Source organism: Acinetobacter kookii, from assembly GCF_900096895.1.
In the GTDB taxonomy this organism is placed as follows: Bacteria; Pseudomonadota; Gammaproteobacteria; order Pseudomonadales; family Moraxellaceae; genus Acinetobacter; species Acinetobacter kookii.
Window position 1 is genome coordinate 141,442 of the sequence record NZ_FMYO01000002.1, and the last position, 17,941, is coordinate 159,382.

Annotated in this window: 16 protein-coding genes; 2 read left to right on the plus strand and 14 right to left on the minus strand. The window is 44.0% G+C overall.

Annotated elements, in window-relative coordinates; genetic code table 11:
- Positions 1 to 443: 443 nt before the first annotated feature.
- From BLP85_RS05300 to hcaE, 7 genes are all read right to left on the minus strand, one after another.
- Positions 444 to 1,346, minus strand: a complete 903-nt coding sequence (locus BLP85_RS05300) for a DMT family transporter (RefSeq protein ID WP_092819091.1) — start codon at positions 1,344 to 1,346, stop codon at positions 444 to 446.
- A 308-nt stretch (positions 1,347 to 1,654) separates the two neighbouring features.
- Entirely contained in the window at positions 1,655 to 2,887 is a 1,233-nt protein-coding gene (gene hcaD, locus BLP85_RS05305; protein ID WP_092819092.1) for a 3-phenylpropionate/cinnamic acid dioxygenase ferredoxin--NAD(+) reductase subunit, read from the minus strand.
- Between the two features lie 11 nt (positions 2,888 to 2,898).
- Positions 2,899 to 3,861, minus strand: a complete 963-nt coding sequence (locus BLP85_RS05310; protein ID WP_092819093.1) for a 3-carboxyethylcatechol 2,3-dioxygenase — start codon at positions 3,859 to 3,861, stop codon at positions 2,899 to 2,901.
- Positions 3,862 to 3,931: 70 nt separating this feature from the next.
- The gene (gene hcaB / locus BLP85_RS05315; protein WP_092819094.1) at positions 3,932 to 4,747 is read right to left on the minus strand and encodes a 3-phenylpropionate-dihydrodiol/cinnamic acid-dihydrodiol dehydrogenase; all 816 of its coding nucleotides are present in this window, start codon (positions 4,745 to 4,747) and stop codon (positions 3,932 to 3,934) included.
- A gap of 2 nt (positions 4,748 to 4,749) precedes the next feature.
- Positions 4,750 to 5,076 (minus strand): 3-phenylpropionate/cinnamic acid dioxygenase ferredoxin subunit, encoded by a 327-nt coding sequence (gene hcaC, locus BLP85_RS05320; RefSeq protein ID WP_092819095.1) that lies wholly within the window; start codon positions 5,074 to 5,076, stop codon positions 4,750 to 4,752.
- Positions 5,076 to 5,594 carry a 3-phenylpropionate/cinnamic acid dioxygenase subunit beta gene (gene hcaF / locus BLP85_RS05325; protein WP_092819096.1) on the minus strand — a complete coding sequence of 173 codons (519 nt, stop codon included), beginning with the start codon at positions 5,592 to 5,594 and terminating at the stop codon, positions 5,076 to 5,078. The genes hcaC and hcaF overlap by 1 nt, the downstream gene beginning before the upstream one ends.
- Positions 5,591 to 6,958, minus strand: a complete 1,368-nt coding sequence (gene hcaE / locus BLP85_RS05330; protein ID WP_092819097.1) for a 3-phenylpropionate/cinnamic acid dioxygenase subunit alpha — start codon at positions 6,956 to 6,958, stop codon at positions 5,591 to 5,593. Before hcaE ends, hcaF begins: the two co-directional genes overlap by 4 nt.
- A 282-nt stretch (positions 6,959 to 7,240) precedes the next feature.
- On the opposite strand from hcaE, the gene hcaR reads away from it, so the two are divergent.
- Together hcaR and BLP85_RS05340 are read left to right on the plus strand one after the other, a co-directional pair.
- Positions 7,241 to 8,140, plus strand: coding sequence for a DNA-binding transcriptional regulator HcaR (gene hcaR / locus BLP85_RS05335; protein WP_092819098.1), 900 nt, complete (start codon positions 7,241 to 7,243; stop codon positions 8,138 to 8,140).
- A 288-nt stretch (positions 8,141 to 8,428) separates the two neighbouring features.
- Entirely contained in the window at positions 8,429 to 9,100 is a 672-nt protein-coding gene (locus BLP85_RS05340) for a DUF1345 domain-containing protein (protein WP_092819099.1), read from the plus strand.
- Between the two features lie 56 nt (positions 9,101 to 9,156).
- Here BLP85_RS05340 and BLP85_RS05345 read toward each other — a convergent pair whose 3' ends face one another.
- The 7 genes from BLP85_RS05345 to BLP85_RS05375 all read right to left on the minus strand — a co-directional run bounded on the left by BLP85_RS05345 (position 9,157) and on the right by BLP85_RS05375 (position 17,505).
- Entirely contained in the window at positions 9,157 to 10,014 is an 858-nt protein-coding gene (locus tag BLP85_RS05345; RefSeq protein ID WP_092819100.1) for an alpha/beta fold hydrolase, read from the minus strand.
- A gap of 294 nt (positions 10,015 to 10,308) precedes the next feature.
- Complete coding sequence (locus BLP85_RS05350) at positions 10,309 to 11,562, minus strand: OprD family outer membrane porin (protein ID WP_092819101.1); 1,254 nt, start codon at positions 11,560 to 11,562, stop codon at positions 10,309 to 10,311.
- A gap of 430 nt (positions 11,563 to 11,992) precedes the next feature.
- Positions 11,993 to 13,012, minus strand: coding sequence for a 4-hydroxy-2-oxovalerate aldolase (gene dmpG, locus BLP85_RS05355; RefSeq protein WP_092819102.1), 1,020 nt, complete (start codon positions 13,010 to 13,012; stop codon positions 11,993 to 11,995).
- A gap of 11 nt (positions 13,013 to 13,023) precedes the next feature.
- A complete protein-coding gene (locus tag BLP85_RS05360; RefSeq protein ID WP_092819103.1) occupies positions 13,024 to 13,920 on the minus strand; it encodes an acetaldehyde dehydrogenase (acetylating) in 897 nt (298 codons plus the stop codon).
- A 38-nt stretch (positions 13,921 to 13,958) separates the two neighbouring features.
- Entirely contained in the window at positions 13,959 to 14,756 is a 798-nt protein-coding gene (locus BLP85_RS05365; RefSeq protein ID WP_092819104.1) for a 2-keto-4-pentenoate hydratase, read from the minus strand.
- A gap of 650 nt (positions 14,757 to 15,406) precedes the next feature.
- Entirely contained in the window at positions 15,407 to 16,075 is a 669-nt protein-coding gene (locus tag BLP85_RS05370; RefSeq protein ID WP_092819105.1) for an HAD-IA family hydrolase, read from the minus strand.
- Positions 16,076 to 16,542: 467 nt separating this feature from the next.
- Positions 16,543 to 17,505, minus strand: a complete 963-nt coding sequence (locus BLP85_RS05375; RefSeq protein WP_092819106.1) for an RluA family pseudouridine synthase — start codon at positions 17,503 to 17,505, stop codon at positions 16,543 to 16,545.
- Positions 17,506 to 17,941: the final 436 nt, after the last annotated feature.

Here is a 17,941-nt window from a genome sequence, read left to right on the forward strand (position 1 = left end):
ACAGATTGCAAGCTCCTAAAAAGGAAGCCTAAACTCAGTACTGTCCCATAGTTCTGTTAAGGGCTTTTATTTTGCTGAAAACGGTTAATTTCGAATTAGAATCATATAAATGAATTTTCATGAAGTCTGTTTGTAGACATTTGTTTGTTAATCCAGTATTCGTTATTTTCTTTAATTCTTTACTGATGAGAAAGCTTAAAATTTCATAGATAAGTTAAAGTCTTTCACAGCCACAATTTTTCAATAAAATCGAAATGTATTTGTGTAGGCGATATCTTACTTTTGACAGGCCAAAAGTAAGCAAAAGCCTTTGTTACCCACACATAACATCCATGTTATGGTGGGTAACATGTGGCATCCCTGCCACATTCGTCAATCCAAAGTTTACTTAAATTAAATTATGGGACAGCAGTGGCCTAAACTTCCTTTTCAATCCTGTTGTATTAACGCAGTTTAGAAAAATACTGCTCACGCCATTCTTTCCAGAAATACATCACAATACCGAACATCACCACCACAATCCCGAAAAAGGCATTCGGACTGATATGTTCATTATTCAAGGTGGCACCCAAAACCAGGGCAATCACCGGCGTCATGACATTACTCAAGGACACGGTCGAGGCATTCAAACGCTTGATCAGCCAGAAATAACACAGCATGGCCACAATGGAAGACATGATCATGGTAAAGATAAAACCAATCATCGCCCGTCCGCCAGGCATAGCCGTTGGAAAATGCTGCCAGATAAACGGAATGATCAGCAGCGAACCCAATGCAGATACAATGAGTGAACCGGTCGCCTGGGACATCGGTTTGAGTGGAGCATTAATCTGTTTGACCCAGAAAATCGAGCTGATATAAGACACCATGCTAATCAGCATCAGCACCACACCAAGCGGATTGATTTTACTGTCGGCAGAATCGGCAAAGACAAAGGTCAGGCCGGAAACCGCTATCGCCATACCGACCCATTGCAGCCAGATCAGCCTTTGGGTTTTTAAAATCACATGTCCGATCAAGCCTGCAATCAGCGGTGAAAAACCGAAGATCAGTGCCATTAGCCCTGAAGTCAGATAATTGGCGGCCAGATAGATAAACAGCTGTGCACCAATTAAATTAAGGCTGCCTGCCACATAACTTTTCAAAGAAGTCGAATCAAAAGGCAGCGGGTCACGCATCAGCTTTAACAGGAACAGGGCAATGACCGACGCGCCAAAATAGCGGATGATCAGCACCCACATTGGATGGACTTCCTGCACGCTCCAGACAATTGCCAGTGGCGTAGTGGCCCAGATAAATACCAATAAAGCGTAAATACTTGCCATGACCGGCAGTGATGATTTCATATCATTCTCAAAAAGAATTTGAATAGAATTGATAATAAAGGCGTTCGAAATATACAGTGCCAATAGAATATCGTGACTAGCGGCAAGGATACCGCTCGCTGAACTGGGGTATAGGGATATACCCTCAGTTCAGCAAAGGATTTTTGTCACCTTGCGCCATGTATGGCTCATCCTTCAAAAGTGAAATACTACCTACGCAAAGTTTTAACAGACTATGAACGTCAATTGCGGTTGTGCTGTTTTTTAAACCACGCATAAAAAACAGACCTATGCAAGCATAGGTCTGTCCAGAAATATCTCAATAAAACTTAAGCAACTTTGCGTAAATCAAGGCTTAAATCAAGATGTTTTTCTGCTTCAAAAGCGGTATTTTTGCTGATCATTTTTTTCAAATGACGCATTTCTTTCGCGGCATTGACCGTAATACCGGCAACGATTTGACCATCGGTCACACCGTACATGACGAATGAATTGTCTGCACCTTTGGCTGCGTCCATTTCACCGCGAATATGCCATTCAGCTGCAGCCATATCACCCACGAACTGGAAGTTGATATTGAGCTGATCGGTCCAGAACCAGGCCGGATTGGCTTTCGGATGCTCTACACCCATCACGTGACGTGCGAAGATGCCTGCCTGAAGGTTGGCATTTTCCCAGGTTTCAACACGACGGTGTTGGCCATCTTCACGAAGTTGGGTCGCAACGTCACCTGCTGCATAAATGTCAGCATTTGAAGTCTGGCAGTTTTCATTGACCTGAATCGCAACATCCACGTCCAGACCGGCATCCACAGCAAGCTGTGCATTTGGCACAATTCCGATACCGTACACCACCGCGTCGGCACGAAGTTCTTCGCCACCTTCAAGAGTCACAACCACTTCTTCACCGTCTAACTTGCAGTCTGCAATCTTGGTTTCAAGACGTACATCCACACCATTTTGACGATGCTGCTCAAGCAGGAATTCGCTCAGGATACGTGGTGAACAACGACCCATGACCATAGGACCCATTTCAATCACAGTCACCTGGCAGTCTTTGTAACGTGCCGATGATGCCAGCTCAAGACCGATCACACCACCACCGATCAGAATCAAACGACGGCCCGGTTGCAGCACAGGAACCAGCGCTTGAGAATCTTCAAGGTTACGCAGGGTATAAACGTGTTTGCCCAAAGCATCGAAGTTCGGTAAACGGCGCGCTGCACCACCGGTTGCAAGAAGCAACTTGTCATAAGCAACAAGGTCACCATTTTGAAGCTCAACCGTTTTCGCCTCGGCATTGATTTTCACCACGCCATTGCCACGAATGGTTTCCACACCCAAATCTGCCAGTTTTTGTTCTGACAGAATTTCGATTTTGGTTTCCTCTGGCTTTAAGATCACGTCTTTAGACAAAGGCGGACGCTCATAAGGCAGATGTGTTTCATCACCCACCAAAATGATTTTGCCTTCGTATTTGTTGGCACGGAGTTCTAAAATGGCGCTAGCACCAGCTTGACCAGCACCGACGATAACGATGGTTTCGATAGCATTTTGGCTCATGGGTTTAATCCTTATTTCAATTCTGCAGATACAATGCCGAAGCCCGCAATCCACTCACTAATATCTTCGTAGCAGTGAGTTGTCATTTCATACTCACCGACTTCATGTAATGCAGCAAAAGCAGCCATCCAGGAACGGACTTCCTGACCACCACGGCCACCCTCGACACGAATTTCAGCTTCCGTCATCGCTTCAATGGCCGCAAAGTCTGCTTTCTTGAAGGTTTCAAGCAATGCACGATCCCACTCAGGGTTCAACGGCACTGCAACAGATTTATCACCTGCAGCCAATTTTTGACCCACTGCGATAATTTTTGCCTGACGGTTCTGGCGCGACTCTTCAGACGGGTTACGACCTGCAATCAGGAATTCTTCAACTTCAGGAGGAACCGAACCCATTTGCGGTGTTGGTGGATCATGTGACAGACCACCCGTACCCAGTACCAGTACGCGTTCATTTTCCAGGTTCAGAGACTTGATGAACTGACCTACCGCACGGCCTAAAGCCACAGTACGTTTAGTCGTTGGCATTGGTGCTGCTGCACCATTGATGAAAACTGGAATTGTTGGGTAACGGTCGAGCTGACCATCACACAAGAAATGTAAAGGCTGAGTCACCCCGTGATCGGCTTGCATACGGTATGAGTACGCAACGTCCACACCTTCATCCAATACGCGACGAACCAGGTTCAGCGCAGTTTGTTCAGGCACATTGATTTTGGCGTTGTCTTTACCATAATCCCAGTCCCCTGCAGCAGTGGCACGAATGCCGACGCAGAAACTTGGCATCAGGTCGTAGAAGAAACCATTGAAATGGTCAGGACCAAAAGTGATGATCAGGGTTGGGTCGTAAGCTTTAACTTCAGCAGCAAGTTTGTCAAACGCTTCGCGAACGGCTTGTTCTTTACGTTGTTCTTGCGGTGAAGCAAATTCCATTAACGGGCTGTGCGATGCACAAATAAGTTTAACGGCCATGAGAGACTCCAGAACGGAAGGTAGCCCAGAACAGGCTACCGAGTAAGTCCATTACATTTCAGACTGAATTTTATTCGTCAAAGAAACCTGCACGTGGCTGACGCAAACCACGAATACCCAGACCACATTCTGCGTTGATCAGAACGCCAGTCAAAGGACGGTTGTTTTGACGAGATGCCAAGAGCACGTAGGAACCTGTCATGTCTTCCGGTTCAGGTAAGAAGTTCAGTGGCATGCCACGTGCAATTTTCTCAGGATCGCGTGCATCGAGTAGACCAAGATTTTCTTGACCCAGTGACGCAGCACCTTTGATGTTCACATTCATACCTGACGGAGCAACAGCGTTCACTCGTACTTTAGGCGCAAGCTCGTATGCCAGTTCTTTCATAATCCCCACACCCGCATGCTTAGATGCTGTGTATACGGGGCCTCCGCCTGCTGAGTACAGCGCAGAGTTAGACAAAGTAAATATGATAGAACCTTCAGAAGCGATCAATGCATCCAGTGCAGCTTTGGCACCCAAGATGAGCGACTTGGTATTAATGCCCATGATTTCATCAAAGGCTTTTTCCAGCTGCTCACCAGAAGTATTGACGATATCTGCGTAATGATCCCAGATACCAGCATTACCGACGAAACAGTCAAGCTTGCCGAAGCGCTCAACTGTTGCGTTTACAGCACGGACGTTGTCTTCATAGCTGGCTACGTCACCGGCAATTGCTAAAACTCGATCACCGAAATGTTCTTTCAATGCATCAACTTTCGCTTGTGAACGCTGAAGAACCGCAACTTGTGCACCCTCTTCAAGGAAACGCTCAACCAAAGCCCAGCCTAAGCCTGAACCACCACCCGTAATAAGTGCAACTTCGCCTTGTAGCCAACCCATGATTACTCTCCTGCCATCTCTACAAATAACTGACCATCTTCAACCACTACAGGGAAGGTTTGGATTGGATCAGTTGCTGGTAAACATAATGCTTGACCAGTTTTCAAACAGAAACGTGCTGAATGAAGCGGGCACTCTACAGTACCGTCATCTTCAAGGTAACCTTCTGACATAGAAGCGTTACCATGTGAACAACGGTCGTTCATTGCGAAGAACTCACCGCCATTGTTGAAGACTGCAAGCGCTTCGATACCGTTTACGCCGCAATCCACTTTCAATGCTTCGCCTTCGTCTAATTCGTCAACTTGGCAAACAAAAATCTTATTCATTAGAAGAACACACTCAGGTTATGTGAGTTATAAGTCACCTGATCAAGGGTGATCTTACGGTTGAAGATCTGGAAGCCTTGAGCAGTATCGACTTTACGGATTTTGTCGTGACGCTTACCACAGTAGATCGTTACATCTTTCTCTTTCTGGGTGCGGTACAACAAGTAAGTAACGTACACGTCGTATTCGCCTTCAACTTCCGTTGCCTCAACAATGATGTTAGACACCATGTGAGTGGTACGTGAAGGAGGTTCTTCGGCCCATGCCATACCTGTCTCAAGACGGGCAACACGGCGTTCCAGCAGGTCTTTGGTATCGTTAAATACCCAAGTTGTAGGTGGCTCGATCGAACGGCGACGGTCACGTGTTTGAGCGTTTGGTGTGGTACGCAGTGTGTAAGAAATATCTTCTGACAGCACAGCTAACCAATCGCGGAATTTCCAGTCGTCAAGCAATTTTGCTTCACGATAGAGGAACTGACTAATTTGATATTGAAGTTCTAAACTGATCTGACTCATTTCATAAGCTCCTTCTCGTATTCGTCAGCTGCTTTTTCCACGTCTTCCCATTTTTCATGGATCAATAAATCTGCCCAGCGGCGATACATGCCACGTGCTGCAGTTTCAGAGAAAATATAGTTGGTGATACCCGGGATACCATCTTCACGAACTTTCTCGTTGCCTTTACCCATTTCCATAATCAACTGGTTCTTACGCGCTTTATAACCACGTAAAACTTTTTGGATTTCGATCCAGTTTTCAGAGTCATCTTGCTCTAGGAAACCAGCAGGACCGAAGGCACGAGTTGCAGAACGTTCAAATGCTTCTTTCACTTCTTGAGACGCTTCAGCATCGGCAATACAGAATGCCCAAACTTCAGTTTTGTTAGGACCACGTGGGTGCCATACGCGAAGTGTTGCAGTACCGTTCAACCAAGACAATGTTGGGAACATGGTGTTGTGACCTGCCAGACGCAGCGCACGAACTTCACCAAGACGTTCCTTCACTTCTTCGTAAGTTTCACGGAAGTAGTTGGCCACTTCACCATCAACCCATACGTTAGCGTCTGGTTTTTCTGTGAAGAAGAAGCCTGAACCGTGACCACGTGAACCGTACTGGATCGCGTCTTTGGCAGTTTCCCAAACTGGGCGGGCAGTTTGTGCAGCACCTAATTTCTTGGTTGAATCATCATCTGGTTTTGCACCCAACACCTGAATTGCAGATGCGTGAGAGAACAATGCGTGATATTGGTCAGATGCGAACTGTTCAGCTGCAAATTTCCAGTTACACTCGATTTCCCATTTGTGCACACCACCGATGATTTCAGTACCACCCGGACGACGGTCTAATACGCCATCGAGGTACCAAGCGATATCACCCATGTATTCTTCTAGATCTGGAGTCGTTTCATCCCAGCATCCGAAGATTAAGCCTTTATAAGATTTAACACGGTTAACTTCTACCAGACCCCATTGCTCTTTGCATGCGCCTTGCGGGAAAGCACGCTCTTCAAGCGGGATGTCTTTTAAAGAACCATCAATACCGTAAGACCAGCCGTGGTATGGGCAAGTGAATGCACGGGTATTACCACAGTCCGCGAAGCTCACACGCATAGAGCGGTGACGGCATTGGTTTAAGAATGCTTTGATTGAACCGTCTTTTTGACGTGCCACAATAATTGGATCTTCGCCCATGTAGGTATTGAAGAAGTCACCAGCCTTAGGAATCTGGCTTTCATGGCAAAGGAACAACCAGGTACGACCGAACACACGTTCAAGTTCTAGTTCGTATAGATCTGGATCTGTATAGATCGACGGCGAGATACGTCCATTTTGTGCATCGACTAAAGCGTCGATTTCGCGCACATCAATTTTTCCACTCATGAAAAGCTCTCCTGTGACCAGTAACGGCACAAAGTAAATAGACTCAACTTTTCAGCGATAATGGATTTTTAGCCAGTTTTGGTGAAATATTTTTTTTGTTTCAATTAAGATATTTTATGGATTATTTAAAACTGTGCTTTATATATTTAAACACTAATAGAAAATGCAAGATCATTTATTTTCTAAATGGCAGAATAATCTTCACCTCATAGTTGTTTATAGATTATACTGCTACAAAAATATAGTAAGACATTTTTTGGATTACTCTTTTGGACGAGTTATATGGAATTACGACACCTACGCTATTTTATCACCGTTGCAGAAGAACTTAACTTCAGTAAGGCTGCACTAAAGCTTTATACCGCTCAACCCTCTTTAAGCCAGCAAATTAAAGACCTGGAAGAAGATGTCGGGGTAAAACTGCTTTATCGTACCAAACGTAAGGTTGAGCTGACTGAAGAAGGTGCCGTATTTCTTGAGCAGGCGCGCTTAACCCTGGCACAGGCAGATAAAGCGATTGCCATGGCACGCCAGGTTTCGCAAGCCAAACAGCAAATGCTGCGTATTGGCTTTGTTCCGGTGGCGGAAATGAAAATTTTCCCTTATGTACTACCAAATCTACGGGTGCAAAACCCTGATTTAAAAATCGATTTGCTCAGCTTAAACAACAGTGAACAAATGAAGTTGCTGAAAAAAGGGGAACTGGATATCACCTTTACCCGACACAACTTTAACAGTGATGAAATTGAAAGTTTATTCGTGCTACGCGAGCCGCTGATCTTTATTTTACCGAAAGACCACCCTTTGGCTAAGTATGAACGCATTCCCGTTAAAGAATTGAATGGTATAGATTTTATTATTCCTGCTGCCGAGCAGTCCTTAACCTTGCATGATGCCATTATGGATTTTGCCCATGCCAATGGGATTGAATTCAATATTGTGCAAAAAGCCGACAACATCCTGTTTAACATCAACTCTGTAGGGATGGGTTTGGGCTGCACCATTCTGCCGGGCTATGTTGCGCCACTGACCATGGAAAATACCGTGATTCGCCCCTTGGATGTGGAACTGCCTTACCTCGACCTGTATGTGAGTTACCATAAAAACAGCAGCTCTGTTGCAGTGAAGAAATTTATTGAATTGCTGACCCATGTGTTTTATCTAAACATTAACCGCAATTAAAAAAACTTTTACACTTTTGCACTGAATTAAAGCCACCATTATTTTGCTAATAAATAATGGTGGCTTTTTTTATTACAATTTGTGTATTTTTAGACCACACTAGACTTAAGTCTTACGCTTTTTTTCTTATCGGCAATGCTGAATTGATAGGGAATAACGTACAACCTGTTGCTTTCACCCCTTATAAATGCCATTTCATCCTCGCAAATTACAACTTAAGTCTAATAAATTCCCCACAACTTTTTTAAAATGTTAAAAAACAACAATAACAATAAAGGGTTGATCATTATGCATCCGCTACGCCGTATAAAAACCGGGATTCAGCACCATCTTTATTTCTTTCTGACCTTTCCCTTTATTGCTGTGCTGTATGCTGCTTTTCAGTTGATGACTTCATGGAGCTGGTCCACCCGCCTGTTAATGAGCTGGAATATTGTCATTTATGCTTATTTATTTTTCACCCTGAAAAAACTCTGGCACATTGACCATGCGCATATCCTGCAACGTGCCAAGGAACAGGATGCCAGTAAATGGCTGATTCTTTTTCTGGTCCTGCTGACCTTAATCATCTGCTTCATCGCGCTGATTATTGAAGTGAATAATTTGCCGAGCAACACGCTCATTCAAACCGCTCATATCGTTTTATCCATGGTGACCATTACCTCTGCCTGGTTCCTGATGCATACCATTTTTGCGATTCATTATGCGCATGACTTTTATCTGGCACTCGACAGGAATAATGAAGGCGGGCTGGATTTTCCCAAAACCCCCAAGCCCACTTATCCCGACTTTTTATATTTTAGTTACATCGTCGGGACTTCCGCACAAACGGCGGATGTTTCCATTACTCACTCTTCAATGCGGGTGCTAAACACCCTGCACCTGCTGCTGGCCTACGGATTTAATACCACCATTCTGGCCATCACCATCAATGTGGCAGCGAACTTTATCAGTCCCTGAGCAGCAACAAAAAAAGGATGACCGAAGTCATCCTTTTGATTTGCCAGATGGCGGAATTAAACGCCGCGGGCAGTCAAATAGTTTTTAATTACTGTATTGAACTCTTCAGCTTTTTCCACTTGTGACCAGTGGCCACACTGGCTGAAAATGTGTGCATCAGCATTTGGTACAATGTTCAGGATATCCCAGCTACGAGAAACTGGAATCACCACGTCTTGAGTACCATGAATCAACAATACAGGCACAGTGATGTCTTTCATTTTTTCGAAATCAAGCGGGAATTCGAAACGGTCACGGTCACGTGCGCCCACGACGTCCATCAAACGGTTCGATGCATAGTCATTTGCAGCAGAAGCAAAACGTACTTTTACCAGCTCGTCTGTGATCAGGTCTTTGTTTACCACGAACATCGACAATGTTTTCTTGATGCCTTCTTCAGTCAATACCGGGTTGGCATGTGCTTTCAGCGCAGCAGTCTGTTTTGCACCGCCTGTACCCATAGATACAATACCAAGTACACGCTCAGGGTAGTCTAAAGCCAATTGGAATGCCAACCAGCCACCGAGTGAGTTACCGACCAACCAGGTTTTTTCAATGCCCAGTGCATCTAAAGTACGCACCGCATGGTCCACCCAGGCACGGATACCGTAAGCTGTACCTGGCGCTACTACAGTTTGACCATAACCAATAGTGTCGATAGCGATACAACGTGCCTGTTCACCAATTGATGGCAAGTTTAGCCACCAGTTTGCCGCAGCAGATACACCGGTACCTGAACCGTGCAAGAACAGGATAGGCGTACCCTCACCCACTTCGTGATAGTGAGTCAACTCACCTTCTGCAGTTTCAATCCATTTGTCTTCTAAGCCAAAGAATGGATCTGTTGTATATTCAGGGATTTGAACAGTGCTCATACATACTCCTCGTACAGTCTTTAGCTTGCGTTTCCATCTTGATTCAGAATTTAACGTCAAGTTGACTCGGTGAAATTTACTTTTTTACCGCCTTATATTACCTGTTCAAAGCGGTCAAACTGATACAAATTTACGATCAAATACTATAAAAAAACGATAATTTAACTATTTGTTTTTAAAGACTTTATTAAAGAACAAACCCTTATTTTTATTAAGGCATTTAATAAAAAATAGCTTTCTACACAGCAAAAAAAAGCGACTGATTTAAAGCCGCTTTTTTATGACACCGATTAATTAGAACTTATAAGTATAAGTTGTTGCCACACGGTACTCTTTTAAGTCTGATTTCCAGTCAAAATCGGTATCGATATACATCGCCTGGAAGCCTAGGCCTTTAAGTTTACCTTCTGGAACCGTGTAGTTTACAATTGCATTAAACTCTTCAGAGTCTTGATTTTTCAGTGCACCAACAGTTGCATCCTGCCCCATCATATACACAGCTGTTGCTGATAAACCTTTGGCACCCAGTTCAGAGAAATCATAGCCGTATATTAAACCAATTGATTTTTCATCAGGGTAAGTAAATGTTGCTACACCCCAGTTTACCAAGTAAGGCTGTGGTACCCAGCCACCCAATGTAGGGAACGAAGAATCACCAAACATTTGCTGGTAGCCCAAACCAACGGTATGCGCACCATAATTCACTTTAGCACCCACAGATAATGCCTGATTATCAATAGGACCATACAGCTTGTCACCAGACTCCGAGTTATCAAAGTAACGGATATGGCTGTCTAATTTGGCTTTTTCACCCAGCTTGGTTTTGTAGCTTGCACCGACATAATGCTGCTGGTAAATATCTTCAACATCTGCATACCAGTAGCTGCCGCCAATTTCTGGCGTGAATTGGTGATCAACACCTGCAATCCACATTCCATCAGTAGCTTCACCATTATCGTAATACTTTTTGCCCTTAGCAGGTGCAAACAAGGTTAAGTCACGGAACTGGTTGTCATAACGGTTATTGATCTTATCAATATAAGCCAAAGTCAGTTTGGTGTCTTTAATGTCTTTCGACTCCAACCATGCACCGCTATAAGTCGTCAACAACTGACGTGATGGATCGAATACCAGTACTGGAGATACCGGTAATAACTCACCCACTTTCAATTCAGTTTGTGAAACTTTGGCTTTTAAGGTCGCGCCAACTTTACCAAAATTGTCTTTTGACTCTTTGCCATCATGTGGCAAAATCCAGTCCGGATTTTTATCACGGCCATTTAATTTAAATGCATGCTGCACCAAAAGGTCTGCACCCACTTGAATACCGCCACCAATATCCTGATAACCCGATTTGGCATCCAGTGTAATGCCTTGAGACCATGAGCCCCAGTTGTTTTGCGGAAGATCCGCATACTGACGGTCTAAATAAAAGTTTTTAAATTTTAATTGGACATTACTGTCGTCAACAAAATCTGCATTCGATGCAGTTGTTCCTAAAGTTGCTGTCGCAGCAAGCATTGCTATCCATAAGTTTTGACGACGCATGGCTGAATTCCTTAGTAATCAAATTAAGCTATGGCGCCATCATGCTCAACAATCACAAGAAACGAAATCCGACCAGAGTATTAAGATTTATTGCCTTTATGGCTATTTCCGCTGGTTTTTATTTTAAAGATTAAGCCCACGTTAAGAACTTTAAACAATAAGTCATTTTATCTTCCTTTCATTTCACTATTGTTAAACCTTTGTTTCAGTGTTTATTTTCAAAGAATTTAGGCTTTTTAACCGCAAAAAAAAACTGATTAATCGCTTTTAAGTTTAACCCAGTCGAAAAATCACTTAAGCAATTGATTATATTAATATATTACAGCTATTTCATGATATTTTTTATCTATAAAGCCAAGTGTCAAATCAAGGTCCAGCCATAAAAAAAGCGCCCTTTCGGACGCTCTTTTTCGCTGTGACTTAAAATAAATTAAGCATTGGCTTCTTTTGCTTTAGACATGGTCAATGCCAAGTCTTCAATCATGTCTTCCTGACCGCCGACTGTGCCACGACGACCAAGTTCCATCAGGATTTCACGTGCAGACACGCCATATTTCGCTTCGGCACGTTTAGCAAATAACAGGAATGATGAGTAAACACCTGCATAACCTAGAGTTGCTGCATCACGGTCAGCACGAATCTGATGGGTCATCATTGGAATGATCAGATCTTCCGCAACGTCTTGAACCTTAAACAGGTCTACACCGGTTTCCATCTGCATACGGTTGGCAACCGCAACAAACAGTTCAAGCGGTGTATTACCCGCACCCGCGCCCAGACCGGCAGAAGCCAAATCGACACGTTTTGCACCCGCTTCAACCGCTGCAACCGAGTTTGCTACACCCATGCCCAGGTTATGGTGACCATGGAAACCGATTTCGATGTCTGAACCCAGGTTGGCACGTAAAATACCCACGCGATCCGTTACATCTTTAGGCAACATATAGCCTGCAGAGTCAGTCACATAGATACAGTTTGCACCGTAAGACACCATTTTTTGTGCTTCTTCAAGCAGTTTTTCTGGAGAAGCCATGTGCGCCATCATCAAGAAGCCCACAGTGTCCATACCGAGTTTACGCGCAGCAGTAATGTGCTGTTCAGAAACGTCAGCTTCAGTTGAATGCGTTGCAACACGAATAGTTGCAACACCAACATCATGCGCCATTTTCAAATGGTCAACGGTACCAATACCTGGCAGTAAAAGTGCAGACACTTTAGCCTGTTTCAGGTTTGGAATCACCGCCTTCAAATATTCTTCATCGGTTGCCGCAGCAAAACCGTAGTTCACAGAGTTACCGCCTAAGCCGTCACCGTGAGTCACTTCAATTAAAGGTACACCTGCATCATCCAGAGCCGTTGCAATCGCAACCATTTGCTCAGGTGTAGTTTGATGGCGCATTGGGTGCATGCCATCACGTAAAGTCATATCATTAATAATAATCTTAGACATGAAGATGCTCCTTATGCTTCAACTGCGCTTAAAACACGTTCTGCAAACATTTCTGCGGTACGCGCAGCTGCTGCAGTCATAATGTCGAGGTTACCGGCATATTTAGGCAGGTAATCGCCCAGACCTTCAACTTCCAGGAAGATAGATACACGGTTACCGTCAAATACAGGACCGTTCACCAGTTTGTAACCTGGTACATATTTTTGAACTTCCTTGATCATTGCATGCACAGATTCTGTGATTGCAGCCTGATCTGGCTCACCTTCAACCAGGCAGTGAACCGTATCACGCATCATCAGTGGTGGCTCTGCCGGGTTAATGATGATGATCGCTTTACCCGCTTTAGCACCACCAACTTTTTCAATCGCACCGGCTGTAGTACGAGTGAATTCGTCGATGTTTTTACGTGTACCTGGACCTACAGATTTAGTCGATACAGTAGCAATGATTTCACCATATTCAACTGCTTGAACACGTGAAATTGCTGCAACCATAGGAATCGTTGCCTGACCACCACAAGTTACCATGTTTACGTTTGGTACTTCGCCCGCGTCTAACAAAGCTTCCAGGTTTACTGGTGGTACACAGAATGGACCGATCGCAGCAGGCGTCAAGTCAATCATCAACACGCCAAGTTCATTCAACTTGCGGCTGTTTTCAGCGTGAACGTAGGCAGAAGTTGCATCGAATGCAATTTTGATGTCGTCTTCCAGAACGTGAGGAAGTAAACCGTCTACACCGTCAGCAGTGGTTTTTAAACCCATTTTCGCAGCACGTGCCAAACCTTCAGAAGTAGGGTCAATACCCACCATCCATACTGGCTCTAAAAATTCGCTGCGTTGTAATTTATACAGCAAGTCAGTACCAATGTTACCTGGACCGATCAATGCACATTTAATCTTTTTCATGAACAATTTCTCTTAAAAAACGCTCTTAAAATCTGGACTTATTCAGCAGCGAATGCAGCAGTTACAGAACCAAAACCTTCAATTTCAACCACGAATTCATCACCCGGGTTAGCGACAACCATAGGACCTAATGCACCCGTCAGGATGATGTCGCCTGCAAGTAAAGGACGGCCACGGCGTACCATTTCATCTGCCAGCCAAACCGCTGCGTTTAACGGGTTAGCCAGACATGCTTTACCCACACCTTGAGACACGATTTCTTCGCCGCGTTTCATGATCATTTTGCAGTTAACGAGGTTTAAATTTTCCAGTTTCACAGGACGTGAACCAAGAACATAAGCCGCAGAAGATGCGTTATCTGCCACAGTATCAATTAAACTGATTTTCCAGTTTTCGATACGGCTATCCACAACTTCTACAGCTGGCAGTGCATATTCAGTTGCACTGATAATGTCTGCATAAGTGTGTTTTTCTTGGGTTAAATCTTTGTTGATGATTAACGCGATTTCTGCTTCAACTTTAGGTTGAATCAACAGGCCGGCTGGAATCGCTTCGCCATCGCCATAAGCCATGTCAGCAAACAACATACCGAAGTCCGGCTGGTCTACACCCAGCTGTGCTTGCACAACTTTAGAGGTTAAACCGATTTTACGACCGGTTAAACGGCGGCCTTCAGCCTCTGCACGTTTGGTATTTACTTCCTGAACTGCGTATGCGATATCCACATCAGCACTTTCACCGCCAAGTTGCGGGCGAATCGGTGCAATCGCAGTTTTTGATAATTCAGCGTCACGTAATGCTTGCGCAACTGATTCAACAACAGCAGAATTCGACATCAATGTTTCCTTAAACTGCAAAAATTGGACTTATACCGTTATCGATGGAAATGCGATGAACAACGAGAAAAAAAATCTGTGAACTGATCAAAGCCATCAGCAAATGGGTGCTGCCCATCTTGGCAAACGCGTATATGTATAAACGGTTTTAGAATCGGAAAATTGCGCTTTTTATGCCAATACTTATTTTATTTATGACAATAGCTAATTCCTATAAATTGACTTGGTTTTATTTTAAAAAAACAGTCATATGAACTAAATATAAAAACCGCTTTCTCATCCAAGCTTCGGCTCAGATTGCCAGATTTCTAAAAGAGCCATCCATCTACGACTAAAAGACTAGATACTTTGCCCATTTTTAATACAGCTCATTTATTCGAGCGGGCAGATATAAATAAAATTTATTAAAGATTAATATTTTAAATTCTAGTGATTGATCAGCATCAGCTTTAGTTTATTTACTGCCAAAAACTTTTTTACACTGCCTTTTTCTATTCCCTCACGACCCATTTGAATATCAAGATAAACCTGTCCACCTGGCAACGGAACATCATGAGCCTTCATTTTTTAAGGGACTATTCGCATTAGATGAAATGAAATAAGAATAAAAAGGAGAATCTAAATCCTCCTTTTAACCGATTACACTGAGCTCAAACCGCCTGTTTTAAATTCACCTGGTTTAATAAAAGCTGATGCAAATCTGCGACATCCTCTGCAATGGCCAGCGGATGATAGCGGGCAAGGACTTCAGGCGTATGCACGCCATAACTTACTCCTATACGCGGCATGGCAATATTTTGTGCCATTTCCAGATCATAGGAAGTATCACCAACCATAATCGCATGTTCAGCCTGGACACCCGTTTGGGTCAAAATTTCTTCCAGCATTAAAGGATGGGGTTTAGATCGGGTTTCACTGGCCGCACGTGTCGCCGCAAACAGCTCCATGCTTTGTGTCTGCTTCAAGACACGATCCAGGCCTTTACGGCTTTTGCCTGTGGCGACTGCCAGTTTTACATCCGCTTGAGCCAATGCTTCCAGCATGTTGGCAACACCAGCGAACCATTGATCACCCGTTGAGTTGGCAACATAGTGCTCTGAATAAGACTGTAAAATATCGGCATGCAATTCAGGCACTGCCGGAAATAAACGCTGTGCGACTTCCGGTAAACCTAGCCCGATAATACTTTTGGCATCTTCATCGGTTAAGGGTTGCTGGAATTGTTGTGCTGCGAACTGCAAACTCGCCACGATTTGACCGACCGAATCAAATAAAGTGCCATCCCAATCGAAAATGACCAGTTTTACAGGTGTGTTCATAAATGCTTTCCTAGTATTTGATTCAGTGCATTAAAGCCCTCTCCTTTCATGAAATGAACAGCGCTGCTGTGCAAGGGAGAGGTTAAATTAATTCATAACCACAATTAGCTTCAATAACCAACTGTTTTTGCGTAGGTAATACCTACTTTTCAAGGATGAAAAGTAGCAAAAATCTTTTGTTACTCTGATGATACGTCCTGAACAAGCTTTAAGCACTGCTTTAAAGCGAAGTACAAGACAGAGTAACGGCGACATCCATGTCGCCTTTCGCGTAACCTTATAGATATTAAATTTAAATATCCCCTAGCTCCTCTTCTAAGAAAGAAGATGAATTCACCATTGAGAAGCTAGACATCATTTATTATCACAACATTCCCTCTCCAGAACGAGTTTAAAGCACTGCTTTAAACGACGTGCAAGAAAGGAGACTTGCGCAGCAATGCTGCTCAGGGAGAGGATTAAAATTACTAGTCGTCAAAAGTAACGACTGGCTTATCCTTCTTCTGTGCTCTAAGCTGCGCCACCAGACTCTGCATATCTTCCGGCAATGGCGCTTCAATCACCGGGTAGCCCGGAATTTCCAGACGCATGGCATGTAAACATAAACGACGCGGCTTTGGCCCCTTATATTCAGTCTCATGACCGTATTTATCATCTCCAATTAAAGGATGACCAATACTTAAGCCATGCACACGAATCTGATGGGTACGGCCAGACAGCGGTGAAGCATAGACCAATGTGCCATGCATGAAACGCTCAGCCACATTCCACTGGGTTTTACTGTCCTTGCCTTCTTTAGACACACGAACCCGGCGTTCGCCATTGGCCAGTTCATAACGGTGCAAAGGTGCATCAATCAGCTGTTGATCCAGGCTCACCTGCCCTTTAACAATGGCAGCATAGGTTTTTTTGATTTTATGTTCACGCAGCATATCCTGCAGCGTTTTTAAAGTGCTGCGCTTTTTACTGATCATCACCAGACCAGAGGTGTCGCGGTCAATACGGTGAATTAGCTCCAGATATTTTTTGCCGGTAGCCGCACGCAAGCCTTCAATCAGCCCATAAGCCACACCGCTACCGCCATGCACCGCAATTCCTGAAGGCTTGTTCACCACCATCAGCCCTTCATCTTCATACACCACACGGCTGAGCAGGCTTTGTGCCACCTTGTCCGAGACCGGTGCCGCCGTTTCATCTTTCGCTTCAAAACGAATCGGTGCAACGCGAATCTGGTCGCCAATATTCAGTTTGGTTTCTGCCTTGATGCGCTTTTTATTGACCCGCACCTGTCCTTCACGGATTAAACGATAAATCCGACTTTTAGGCACACCTTTCAGTCTGGAAAATAAAAAATTGTCGATGCGTTGACCCAATTGATGTTCGTCCACTTCAAACCAGGTGACACTTTGCCATTCTTGCGTAGAATTCATACAGTTACGATGACCCAAAAAATACTAAAATTGATTAAAAACTGATCACTTAGGCTATGCTTTACACAAGAAAGATAAGCTTAGCCCATAGGCAGATGATGCAAGGTTTGATATAGTCAGCGCACGGATACCGCCGTTAGTGTGAAAAAATTTAATTACTTCAATCTTTTTTGAAGCTCAATATTAAATTTCACCATTCACATTAAATACGGAAAGGTCCCTAAAGAATATGCCGACGCCGAAGGCTTATTATATCGGCAAAAAAGCAAACTGTTGCGTTTAATTGTACTTCGTACATAAATCAGTTTGCCCTAAAAAATATGTCGCCAACCTAGTTGGTTTTTAAACGTAAACTGATACACATCAGATTAGTCGCACCCTGAAGTCGCATTCAGGCTACAACGTTGATGCATTGGATCTGCACATAAAGCAAAGA

What these genes read in the sequence shown, in the direction of transcription:
- BLP85_RS05310 (WP_092819093.1), bottom strand. Translation starts at nt 3,861, where the DNA reads ATGGCCGTTAAACTTATTTGTGCATCGCACAGCCCGTTAATGGAATTT.
- hcaR (WP_092819098.1), top strand. Translation starts at nt 7,241, where the DNA reads ATGGAATTACGACACCTACGCTATTTTATCACCGTTGCAGAAGAACTT.
- BLP85_RS05340 (WP_092819099.1), top strand. Translation starts at nt 8,429, where the DNA reads ATGCATCCGCTACGCCGTATAAAAACCGGGATTCAGCACCATCTTTAT.
- BLP85_RS05300 (WP_092819091.1), bottom strand. Translation starts at nt 1,346, where the DNA reads ATGAAATCATCACTGCCGGTCATGGCAAGTATTTACGCTTTATTGGTA.
- BLP85_RS05350 (WP_092819101.1), bottom strand. Translation starts at nt 11,562, where the DNA reads ATGCGTCGTCAAAACTTATGGATAGCAATGCTTGCTGCGACAGCAACT.
- hcaB (WP_092819094.1), bottom strand. Translation starts at nt 4,747, where the DNA reads ATGGGTTGGCTACAAGGCGAAGTTGCACTTATTACGGGTGGTGGTTCA.
- BLP85_RS05365 (WP_092819104.1), bottom strand. Translation starts at nt 14,756, where the DNA reads ATGTCGAATTCTGCTGTTGTTGAATCAGTTGCGCAAGCATTACGTGAC.
- BLP85_RS05370 (WP_092819105.1), bottom strand. Translation starts at nt 16,075, where the DNA reads ATGAACACACCTGTAAAACTGGTCATTTTCGATTGGGATGGCACTTTA.
- BLP85_RS05360 (WP_092819103.1), bottom strand. Translation starts at nt 13,920, where the DNA reads ATGAAAAAGATTAAATGTGCATTGATCGGTCCAGGTAACATTGGTACT.
- hcaD (WP_092819092.1), bottom strand. Translation starts at nt 2,887, where the DNA reads ATGAGCCAAAATGCTATCGAAACCATCGTTATCGTCGGTGCTGGTCAA.
- dmpG (WP_092819102.1), bottom strand. Translation starts at nt 13,012, where the DNA reads ATGTCTAAGATTATTATTAATGATATGACTTTACGTGATGGCATGCAC.
- BLP85_RS05375 (WP_092819106.1), bottom strand. Translation starts at nt 17,505, where the DNA reads ATGAATTCTACGCAAGAATGGCAAAGTGTCACCTGGTTTGAAGTGGAC.
- hcaF (WP_092819096.1), bottom strand. Translation starts at nt 5,594, where the DNA reads ATGAGTCAGATCAGTTTAGAACTTCAATATCAAATTAGTCAGTTCCTC.
- hcaC (WP_092819095.1), bottom strand. Translation starts at nt 5,076, where the DNA reads ATGAATAAGATTTTTGTTTGCCAAGTTGACGAATTAGACGAAGGCGAA.
- BLP85_RS05345 (WP_092819100.1), bottom strand. Translation starts at nt 10,014, where the DNA reads ATGAGCACTGTTCAAATCCCTGAATATACAACAGATCCATTCTTTGGC.
- hcaE (WP_092819097.1), bottom strand. Translation starts at nt 6,958, where the DNA reads ATGAGTGGAAAAATTGATGTGCGCGAAATCGACGCTTTAGTCGATGCA.